Source organism: Frankia sp. CcI49 (genome assembly GCF_001983215.1).
Taxonomy (GTDB): Bacteria; Actinomycetota; Actinomycetes; order Frankiales; family Frankiaceae; genus Parafrankia; species Parafrankia irregularis.
The window spans coordinates 193,549-204,060 of record NZ_MOWP01000015.1; the positions used below are offsets into that span (position 1 = coordinate 193,549).

Below are 10,512 nucleotides of genomic sequence, written 5' to 3' on the forward strand. Positions count from 1 at the left end.
CGACAGCCGGGGCGCAGGGCGCGCAGGGCGCAGGGGTGAGTGGAGCTGGAGCAGGCTCAGGCGGAACGGGGGACCGGTACCGGCTTCGCCCGAGCGACGGTCGCGGCGTACAGGAACAGCCCGGCCGTGGTGAGCACGAAACCGGCCCAGACCGTGGAGAGGGTTCCCCAGCCGGCGTCGAGGGCTACCGCGCCGCCGATCGCGCCGAGCGAGTTGGCCAGGTTGAGGGCGGCCAGGTTGAGCGCACCCATCAGCGTCGGGGCATCCGGCGCGAAGCTGGTCAGCCGGACCTGGATGGTGGGGATCGCGGCCATCATGGTGGCGCCGACGCCGAACAGGCATGGCAGCAGGACGACCAGGTCGTCGCCGGCCACGCCGATCAGGGTCAGGAAGACCAGGACACCGCCGTAGCCCCAGAGCAGGCCGCGGTTCTCGTAACGGTCCGCGATGCGTCCGCCGAGGTTGTTGCCGACGGCCATGCCGAGACCGAAGATCGCCAGTGCGACCGGGATGAGGGAATCGTCGCGTCGCGCCGCGTCGGTGACGAACGGGCCGATGAACGTGTAGACCGCGAAGATGCTGGAGATACCCAGCGCCGCGACGGTGACCATCAGCCAGACGTTGAGGCGGCGCAGGCCGGCCAGCTCGTCCGCGACGGAGCCGCCGCGCAGGTCGTCCGTGCGGGGCAGCCAGGCGACCAGGGCGGTGCCGGCGAGCAGGCCGACGGCGACCACCGCCCAGTACAGGGCCCGCCAGCCGGCGTGCTGGCCGACGAGGGTGCCCAGCGGCGACCCGGCGATGGTGGCGACGGTGAGCCCGCCCATCACGGTCGCGAACGCTTTGCCGCCGCGGCCCGGGCCGTACACGTAGGCGGCGACGACCGCCCCGGCACCGAAGAACGCACCCTGCACGCTGCCGGCGACGAACCGGAAGAGGACGAGCAGCGCGATGTTCGGTGCGACCGCGGAAAGCCCGTTACCGACCAGGAAAAGCGCGATCAGGCCGAGCAGGAGAGTGCGCCGGTTGGCCCGGGCGGCGAGCAGGGTGATCAGCGGCGAACCGATGATCACCCCGACGGCGTAGGCGGTGATCGCATAGGTCGCGGCCGGAATCGACACGTCCAGGTCGGCGGCGAACAACTGGATGACGCCATTGCTGCCGAACTCGCCGGTGCCGATCGCGAAGGTGCCCAGCGCCAGCGCGAACAATGCCAGCCTCGGATTGCCGACGGATGGGCTCTCGGGGGTGCGCCGATTCTCCTCGGCAGTGCACTGAGCTTCGTAGGCGCGTTGATGCATGGGATCGGGCTCGGCGGGCGCGTCAGCGCGCGGCGGCGCGTCTGATGAGGTCGGCCGTCGCGGCGGGCTGCGCGATCATCGCGACGTGCGAGGCACCGACCTCGACGGTGCGCGCACCGGCCCGCTGGGCCATGAACCGCTGCGCCGCGGCGGGCAGCACCCTGTCGTCGCGGGCGACGAGGTACCAGGAGGGAATGCTCCGCCAGGCCGGGGCGCCGGACGGCTCCTGCAGCGTGCGTAGGTCACCGGGCCGCTGGCCGGCCCACATCAGGTCGGTGGTCGCCTTCGGCACGTCGCCGGCGAACACGTCCCGGAAGACCTCCTTCCTGATGTACCCGTCGACGCCGTCACCGTGGGGACGGAAGTCCAGTGCGGACTCGTCGAGCCGGCTCCCGGGGTACTTCGTCTGCAGGCCCAGCAGCGTCTCGCCCTGGTCGGGGGCGAACGCGGCCACGTAGACCAGCGCTTTCACGTTCGCGTTGCCGGTCGCGGCGTTCGTGGCGAGGATCCCGCCGTAGGAGTGCGCGGCGACGACGAGCGGGCCCCCGAGGGTGGCCAGGATGCTGGCCAGGTAGGCGGAGTCGGTGGCCACGCCGCGCAGCGGGTTCGGCGGGGCGATGACCGGGTAGCCGTCGCGGATCAGCCGGGTGGCGACATCGTTCCAGCCGGAGGCGTCGGCGAACGCGCCGTGTACGAGGACCACGGTGGGCTTCTGCCCGCCGTCGCCGCGGGTGTGGGCCTGCGCGGCGGGCGCTGCGAGTGCCGAGCTGGCAGTGAGGACCGAGCCGGCCGCGAATGCGGAGCCGGTCGCGACAGCGGCCGATCCGGCCAGCAGCGTCCGGCGAGTTGCCGTCGTCAATGAAGATCCTTCAATCTGGAACCGTCGATGTATGTCGATCTCGACCGCGTCCGCTTTGCCTGGTCGCGACCGACGGCCAGCCTAGGGCGGGATACTTGACGGGCACTGAACAGGCTCGGGTGTTTTTTGGCGCGGGTATGAGCGGGGCTGTCAACTTCTCATCAAGTGCATTGACCTAGTCTGCTTCAATGAAGGCGAACAAGAGTGCGGCGGCCGTCAAGTGGGGCCTTTGGAGTCATGTCATCTCCTATGTCGTGGTTGTTCTGGCGCAGGTCGTTCTGTGGGCGCTTCTAACCCCCGACATCTTTTTCYGGCCGCTTTGGTCGATCGTGGCCTGGGGAATCGGGCTGGGATTTCACATCTGGGCCGTGCGCTCTCGGTTGCTGCCTGGCAGGACCTGAGGACCGTGGTCGCCGGAACGACCAAAATCCTCAGATCCTCGGATCCTCAGGCTGCCGCCGCTGCCGAGTAGGACCTGGGGTCCGCGGTGTCGATCAGGTTCCGGCTGGCGTCCGCGGCAGGCCGGCGAGCAGTTCGTCGGCGCGGCGGGCGAACAGGTGGGCCTCGCGTTCGATGGCCAGCGCGCGAGCACGCTCGGCGATGGCCCGGACGTCGGCCGCGGGCTCGTCGCATGCCTGCATCAGCTGTGCTCGCACCAGCAGGATCAGGCTCTCGGGGTAGCGCTGGCCGTAGGCGTCGAGAACCTGCTCGGCCCGGTCGAGGGCGGTGGTGGTCTCGGCCAGCAGCCCGGCCGCCAGCCACATCTCGGCGAGCAGCCCGTACCAGGTGGCCAGGCCCGAGCGCGGAGGGTCGAGCAGCGCCGCGTCGATGATCCGCTGAGCCTCGCGTGCCTCGCTCGCCGCGCTGACCGGGTCATGGCCGGTCACGGCCCGCGCCCAGCAGCGAGCCAGCCGCTGGTAGCTGCCGAGGAAGAGGTAGGAGAACTCCGGGTCCACCGCGATTCCCCGCTCCGCCGCGCGCAGTGCCCAGGGCGGGTCGCCGGCAAGTGCCGCCGCGGTGACGGCGAAGGCGGCCCAGACCGTGATCGCGTAGGGGTCGTCGCCCGCGGCGGACTCCAGTCTGTCGAACAGGTGCCGTGCCTGCTCGACGTCCCCGTGCAGCGCGGTGTTCAGCGCGAACATCACCGGCGAGAGCAGCTGCAGGTCGTGCCGGAGCGGATCCTCCTCGCGCTGGGGCGAAGCGGCGCCGTCGGCGGCGGCGCAACCGGCGGCCGCACCGTCGGCGGCCGCACCGTCGGCGGCCGCACCGTCGGCAGCGGCACCGTCAGTAGCGGCGCCGTCGGACCTGGTCGAGCTGGACTGGCCCAGGTACCGCACCGCCTCGCCGATGTTGCCCACGTCCCACTGGTGGATGCCCCACGCGTGCCGACCGTAGGCGCGGATCACGGGGTCGGCGGACATCTCGCCCTCCTCGAGCAGCTGGCGGGCCAGCCGGCCGCCGCGGTCGAGCTGGATGCCCTGCGAGTTCGCGGCCCATCGGGAGAAGAGGAAGTCGGCCGCCTCCCGCTCCCGGCCGAGCAGGCGTGCCAGGTACTCGGCGCGCTCCAGCAGGTCCGCCGCGGAGCCGACGTACCCGGACTGCATCCCCACCGCCGCGGTGAGCTGCGACAGCGCGGACAGTTCCAGCTCCGCCAGACTCGCCGTCCGCGCCACCCGGGCGGCTGACACCAGCTGTCGCGCCGCGGCGTCGAACGCGGACTTGGCCGCGGCGCGTCGGCCGGCGCGTTCCAGCGCGTCGGCGGTACGCGCCGGGTCGGCGAGCGGGCCGGCGGCCCACAGGTGATGGGCGAGCCGTTCGGCGATGGACTCGCTGTCCGCGCCGGAGCATTCCAGCGCGTCGGCGATGCGCAGGTGCAGCCGGGTGGCGCGCGGCGGGGTCGTCGTCCGGACGACCGACTCGCGGACCAGGTCGTGGGCGAAGCGGTACGAGAACGGGTCCGCGGGCTGGTGTTCGAGCAGGCCGAGTGCCTCCAGGGGTTCGAGCCGGTCGATGCAGGTCTGGACGTCGAGGTCGGCCGCGCGGGTGAGCAGGCCGAGGTCGACGTCCCGCCCGATCAGCGCGGCGAGCTGCAGCAGGTCCCGGGTGTCGGTGTCGAGGCCGGCCATCCGGTCACGGACGATGTCGCGGACACTGGACGGCACGGCGGCCCGGGCCGCGGCCTCCTCGGTGAGATCCCCGCCGTCGGCGAGCAGCCGGGACAGTTCCCGGACGAAGAACGGGTTGCCCGCGGTACGGGTGTGGATGCTGTGGGTGACATCGGTGCCCGGGGTCTGGCCGGTCTCGATCCGGACGAGCTCGGCGACCTCGGCCGGATTGAACGGGCCGAGGCGGATGCGGCGGTGCTGGGGGAGTCGGCTGGCCGCGGCCAGCAACCGGGCCAGCTCGGAGCCGGGTACGGGCGCGCGGTCCCGCAGCGCCCCCAGGATCGCGCTGCCGTGCGGCATCCGGGCGGCGAGGTGGCTGAACATCTGAAGCGAGGCGAGGTCGGCCCACTGCAGGTCGTCGACGACGATCACCACCGGCCGCCGCGCCGCGGCCTGGCTGACGAGCGCGACAGCTCGCTCGAACAGCCGGAACTGGGCGCCGCTGTTGGGCAGCACCACGGTGTCCGACATGGTCGGCGCATCAGGTGGGAACGTTGCATCCGGTGCGAACGGTGCATCAGGTGAGTACGGTGCGTCCGGTGGGAGCGGCACCGCGGGGCTGGCACTGCGGCGTTCCACCAGACGGCCCAGCTCGCTCGCCAGCCATTCGTCCCGCGCCGTGGGGGGCAGCTCGCCGAGCAGTGTGCCGACCGCCTGTACCCACGGCCACATGGAGGGCGTCCCGTCGCCTTCGAGGCAGCGGCCCCAGACGACGAGCGCACCACGCCGACTCGCCTCGGAGCTGCCGTGCTCCAGCAGACAGGTCTTGCCCGCGCCCGGCTCACCTTCGACGAGGACGAGCCCCGCGTCCCCGGTGAACGCCGAGTCGACCGCGTGGCGCAGCACCGTGAGTTCCTCGGCGCGACCGATCAGGCTGTCGGAGGACGGCGTCCCGGGTGCTCCGATGACAGCCGGCCGTGGCTGCTCGACGAATGCCGGCACGGTGCGGCCGACCAGTGCGGGCGGCTCGGCCGATGCCGGCGTCGCCGAATCCGTCGCCGCTTGCGGTGCCGTCGGTGCCGTCGGTGCCGCATCCGCTGCCGATGGATGTGCTGCCGCCGCTCGGCCCGCCCCCGGCCCCGCTGCCCCCGCGGGACCGTCGGTGCCTGCGCCGCTTGCGGTGCCTGCGCTGGTGGCGGTGCCTGCGCTGGTGGCGGTGCCTGCGCTGGTGGCGGTGCCTGCGCTGGTGGCGGCGGCGACCGGCAGCGGCTGGCCCAGGACCTCCAGCTGCGCGGCCCGCAAGGCCGGTCCCGGATCGATGCCGAGATCCTCGGCGAGCCGGGACCGGACCGTCTCGAACACGGACAGTGCCGCCGCCTGCTGGCCGGCGGCAGCCAGCGCACGGATGAGACTCGCCTGGACGGGTTCGTGCAGTGGCGCCATCCCCGCCGCCAGCCGCAGCGGCGGCAGGACCCGCGCGGGCTGGTCGCGGGCCACCGCGAGCTCGGCCGCCGCCACGCACGCGTCGAAGAACTCGCCGTCCAGCGCCGCGAACACGGGCATGGCGCCCGAACCGTGCGCCAGCCCGCCACCCGCGGGGCCGTGCCAGAGCGCCAGCGCCTCCAGGTAGCGGTCGAGCGCCACGTCGTGGTGCTGCTGGGCGAGGCCTGCCCGCGCCGTCTCGACGAGCTCCCGGAACGCGGCGGCGTCCAGGATGCCGGGGCCGGCCGCGAACAGGTAGCCGCCACCGTGGCGCAGCAGGTACGACCCGGCTCCGCGGGTGGGCAGCGCGGGTTCCAGCAGGCGCCGCAGCGTACCGACGTACTTCTGGAGGATGTTCACGGCCGAGGCCGGGATGTCGTCGCCCCAGATCAGGTCGATCAGCTCACTGGTGCTGATCGGCCGGCCGGCGCGGACGAGGAGCAGCGCGAGCAGGTACGCCTGCTGCCGGGGGCCGGCGTCCAGCTCGACGCCACCGCGCCAGATCCGCAGCGGGCCGAGGATCTGAAGACACAGCTGCCCACCGGAGGACGGCCGTACTGCCACGCGGAGTTCCCATTCCCGAAGGGATGAACGCCGCGACCGGCGTCCTCCATGAAATCCTAATATTTTGCGGACGAGGTCCGGGCAATTACGCCACGGCGTCGGATTGCGGGCTGGCCGGCGCGGGATGCGGCTCAGGTAGCGGGGGCTGGCTGTCCGACGCTTCATGGAGGCCGTGCCGGGCGTAGAAACGCCGCAGCGGCGCCGGTGCCCACCAGTTCGTGTTGCCGAGCAGGCGCATGGTGGCCGGTACGAGCAGTGCCCGGACGATCGTCGCGTCCACCACGATGGCGATGATCATCGCCACGCCGATCAGCTTGATGAACGTGATGCCGGAGATCGAGAACAGTCCGATCACGACCAGGATGAGGATCGCGGCACTGGTGATGATCCGCCCGCTGCGCTGCAGCCCGATCGCGACCGCGGTCGTGTTGTCACCGGTGCGGTCATATGCCTCGCGGATCCGGGACATCAGGAACACCTCGTAGTCCGTCGACAGCCCGAACACGATGGCCAGCACGAGAATCGGCTGGGTGGCCTCGAGCGTCCCGGTGGAGGTGAAGTCCAGCAGGCCCGACAGATGGCCGTCCTGGAAGATCAGCACCAGCGCGCCGAACGAGGCGCCGAGCGACAGGACGTTCATCACGATCGCCTTGATCGGCAGAACGACCGAGCCGAACGCGAGGAACAGCAGGACGAACGTCGCGCCGACGATGATCAGTGCCATCCACGGCAGCAGGTGCCCGGTCGTGTGCAGCTGGTCGGCCAGCTCCGCCGTGAAACCGCCCACCAGCACCGAGCCACCGGGCGGCACCGGGACGTCCCGGATGCGGCTCACCAGGTCCCGGGCCTGCGCGGAGATCGGGTCACCCGCGTAGTTCACGGTGACCCGGGCGACTTCACCGGACGTCGCGGTGACCGCGGCCGCGGTGACCCCGTCGACGTCGCTGACCGTGGCGACGTAGCGCTCCAGCGCGGCCTGGTCGGGGGACGTCACGATCGCCTCGATCGGCAGCTGGCTGTTCTGGACGAACTCCCGGTCGGACGTCTCGGAGACCACCCGGCTTTCGGTGCCCGCCGGGAGCACCCGCGGGTCGATGCCGCCGAACTCGACCCGCAGGAACGGCGAGCCGGCCAGCAGCAGGACCGCGAGCACGCCGACCGCGTACAGAACCGGCCGGCGCATGATGCTGTGCGCGAGCCGATACCAGAACCCGTGCTCGACCTCGCCCACCGCGGAAGTCGGCCCCGCGGCGTGGGACGGGCCCTCCGGAGACGGGCCCTCCGTGGGAGACGAGCGTGCCGGGCGCCGTCTGCGCAGCACGGCGAGCGCGTCCACCCGGGAGCCGAGGACGCCGAGCAGCGCCGGCAGCACGGTCAGTGCCCCCAGCATCGCGACCACGACGGCGGCCAGGCCGCCGAACCCCATCGAGCGCAGGAACGACATCGGGAAGATCAGCAGCCCGGCCAGCGACACCGCGACGGTGACGCCGGAGACCGCGACAGTGTGGCCGGCGGTGGCCACAGTACGGACGACCGCGTCCTCGACATTCAGCCCACGGGCGATCTCCTCCCGGAACCGGCTGACCATGAAAAGGCCGTAGTCGATCGCCAGACCCAGCCCGAGAATCGTCACCAGGTTCACGGAGAAGACCGAGACCTCGGTCAGATGGCTCAGCCCGCGCAGTGCGGTGAACGCCCCGAGAATGGCCAGGCCGCCGATCACGAGCGGCAGGCCCGCCGCGACGGCACCGCCGAAGACGACCACCATCAGCACGAGGAGCACCGGAATGGAGAGCATCTCGGCCCGGGCGATGTCCGCCGCCACCCGCTCCCCGATGTCGCGGTTGACCGCCGTGATCCCGCCGAGCTGGGTCTGCAGGCCGGGCGCGGCCAGGTCGTCCTCGATCTCCTCCAGCCGGTCGATGCGCTGCTGCTCGTCGCCGGCCAGCGTCAGGACCGCGTAGGTCGCCCGCCGGTCGTGGCTGACCAGAGCCGGGCTGTGCACGCCCCAGTAGGTGATCGTCCTGGTGACGGCGTCACGGGGGAGCGCGTCCAGCTTCTCGGTCACGGCCTGCTGGTACGCCGGGTCGTCGACCGTCATGCTCGTGCTGCGGTAGAGCACGACGAGGTCGTTGCCGGTCCGCCCGAGTGCGGCCTCGGCGCGTTCGACGGCCCGGGAGCTCTCACTGGCCGGGTCGTCGAAGCCGCTCGTGGTCAGCTCGCCGAACACCTGGGTGCCCCAGACACCGCCGAACACGAAGAATGCCCCGGCCAGGCCGAGCACCCACCACCGGCGACGGAACACCGTCCGCCCCAGCCGCTCGAACATCACTGCTCCCTCGGGCATTCCGCATGGCACATAGCCCATGGCCGATGGCCGGCTACCTGTCGTTTGTGGCTCGTGACCGCGATTGCGGAGCGCGAAAACCCTCGCCCGGTCCTCCCTGGTGCGCCGTTCGGCCACTGACTATTGGCCGTCGGCCGACTCCGGCCGCCGCGGAGCCGTTGGCAGGATGGATCCGCGGCAACGAACCACCACCCGGGTGCGCCCGCTTGCTTCGGGCCACATTAGGGACCCGCTCTTGACGGGAAGTGGACGTCCAGTGGATGAGGTCTTTTCCGTCGCCGACGCGGACTCACGGATCCCTGGCCGTGGCCGGTGAGAGGGGAAAAGGCTCACATGCCGCCGGCGACCGATCCGGCGGATTCCGAACCGGGGAGCGTGCGGTGGCCACGGAGAGCGGACCGCGGCGGCGGCGCCTGGCGTGCGGCGCGAGGCCCGGTCGCGGAAACAGTGGTACTACACACATCGTCAACTAACCGGTGGTGTACTCGGCCCTCACACCACCGATCAGGGGAGCCCGAAGAGCATGCCGCAGCCCACTGTCGTCCTCGTCCACGGTGCGTTCGCCGACGCGTCCAGCTTCGCCCGGGTGATTCCCGAGCTGCTCGCCGACGGCCTGCGTGTGGTGGCACCGGCAGTGYCGAACCGCTCGCTGGTCGGTGACGCCGAGTACGTCGGGTCGGTCCTCGCGGCGATCGACGGCCCCGTGGTCCTCGTCGGCCACTCGTACGGCTGCGCGGTGGCCACCGTGGCCGGGGCGGCCCCGAACGTTCAGGCGCTGGTCTATCTCGCTGGTTTCGTTCCCGCGGAGGGTGAGGACCTCGGCGAGCTCCAGGGCCGGTTCCCCGACTCCGACCTGGGCCCGGCACTGATCGCCACACCGTTCCCAGGCGGTGTCGATCTGACGGTCGACGTCGAGCGGTTCCCGGCGGTCTTCGCGCACGACGTCGACCCGGCCGCCGCCGCGGTGCTCGCCGTCACGCAGCGGCCGCTGTCCGCGGCGGCCTTCGGAGAGAAGGCGCCCGCGGCCGGTTGGCAGACCACCCCGGCGTGGGGGCTCGTCGCCACCGCGGACCACACCATCAACCCGGAGGTACAGCGTTTCGGTTACCAGCGGGCGGGAGCCGACACGATCGAGGCCGACTCCTCGCACCTGGTGATGTTCTCGCATCCGGCCGAGGTGGCCGACCTGATCAGGAAGGCCGTGGCGGCGGTGCCCGCCTGATCCGACGGCGGGTCGCCGCGCCCCGCGCGGCGCGGCGACCCGCCGACCGGACGTGCGTTCCCACCCGGCGTGGCCCCGGCCGGCCAGCTGGCGGCGGGCTGGTCGGGCTGGCCGGGCTGGTGGCTGGCCGGGCTGGTGGCGGTCAGAGCGGTCAGGAGCCGCCCGCGACCGAACGATGGACGACCTCGAACTCCAGCAGGGACGCGCCGGAGGCCACGGGACGGGCACGCTCTCCGGCGTGTGCCTCCATGGCCGGGCCCTTGAGCCACGCCTGGAAGGACTCCTCGCTGTCCCAGTGCGTCACGACGAAGTACCGGTTGTCGCCGGCCACCGGGCGCAGCAGCTCGAACGACTCGAAGCCGGGCTGGCCGTCCACGGCGTGCAGCCGGTTGGCGAACCGCTTCTCCAGCTCGGGGCCGGCGCCCTCGGGAATCTCGATGGCATTGATCTTCACGACGCTCACGCCGTTCAGCGTATGACCAACCGGAGGCCGGGCGGAAGGACAGCAGCCATCCGGGCGGGTGACGAGGGCCGCGTGTGGTCGGAGCAGGGCGGGCGGCGGTTTCCGTGTCGCACGTGCCTTTGTGGCCCCAGGCACACGTCAGGCTGAGCCACTGGCATCTCTTTCAGCGCGC

General features: G+C 71.9%; 7 protein-coding genes. 2 read left to right on the forward strand and 5 right to left on the reverse strand.

All coding sequences use genetic code 11. The features are described from left to right. Positions 1–56: 56 nt before the first annotated feature. Positions 57–1,298, reverse strand: a complete 1,242-nt coding sequence (locus CcI49_RS14210) for an MFS transporter (protein WP_076827058.1) — start codon at positions 1,296–1,298, stop codon at positions 57–59. A 22-nt stretch (positions 1,299–1,320) separates the two neighbouring features. Beyond that, the gene (locus tag CcI49_RS14215; protein ID WP_076827060.1) at positions 1,321–2,157 is read right to left on the reverse strand and encodes an alpha/beta hydrolase; all 837 of its coding nucleotides are present in this window, start codon (positions 2,155–2,157) and stop codon (positions 1,321–1,323) included. A gap of 188 nt (positions 2,158–2,345) precedes the next feature. Between CcI49_RS14215 and CcI49_RS14220 the strand changes: the two genes are divergently transcribed. Continuing rightward, positions 2,346–2,558, forward strand: coding sequence for a 2TM domain-containing protein (locus CcI49_RS14220; RefSeq protein WP_076827062.1), 213 nt, complete (start codon positions 2,346–2,348; stop codon positions 2,556–2,558). Between the two features lie 93 nt (positions 2,559–2,651). Here CcI49_RS14220 and CcI49_RS14225 read toward each other — a convergent pair whose 3' ends face one another. Together CcI49_RS14225 and CcI49_RS14230 are read right to left on the reverse strand one after the other, a co-directional pair. After that, positions 2,652–6,308, reverse strand: a complete 3,657-nt coding sequence (locus tag CcI49_RS14225; RefSeq protein WP_076827064.1) for a BTAD domain-containing putative transcriptional regulator — start codon at positions 6,306–6,308, stop codon at positions 2,652–2,654. Between the two features lie 85 nt (positions 6,309–6,393). Continuing rightward, complete coding sequence (locus tag CcI49_RS14230) at positions 6,394–8,637, reverse strand: MMPL family transporter (protein ID WP_076827356.1); 2,244 nt, start codon at positions 8,635–8,637, stop codon at positions 6,394–6,396. Between the two features lie 541 nt (positions 8,638–9,178). Here CcI49_RS14230 and CcI49_RS14235 point away from each other — a divergent pair. Then, positions 9,179–9,877, forward strand: a complete 699-nt coding sequence (locus CcI49_RS14235; RefSeq protein WP_076827066.1) for an alpha/beta hydrolase — start codon at positions 9,179–9,181, stop codon at positions 9,875–9,877. A 151-nt stretch (positions 9,878–10,028) separates the two neighbouring features. Here the strand turns inward: CcI49_RS14235 and CcI49_RS14240 are convergent, their stop codons facing one another. Beyond that, positions 10,029–10,340: an antibiotic biosynthesis monooxygenase gene (locus tag CcI49_RS14240; protein WP_198955531.1), complete on the reverse strand. Its 312-nt coding sequence runs from the start codon at positions 10,338–10,340 to the stop codon at positions 10,029–10,031. Positions 10,341–10,512 lie beyond the last annotated feature (172 nt).

What these genes read in the sequence shown, in the direction of transcription:
- CcI49_RS14230 (WP_076827356.1), bottom strand. Translation starts at nt 8,637, where the DNA reads ATGTTCGAGCGGCTGGGGCGGACGGTGTTCCGTCGCCGGTGGTGGGTG.
- CcI49_RS14210 (WP_076827058.1), bottom strand. Translation starts at nt 1,298, where the DNA reads ATGCATCAACGCGCCTACGAAGCTCAGTGCACTGCCGAGGAGAATCGG.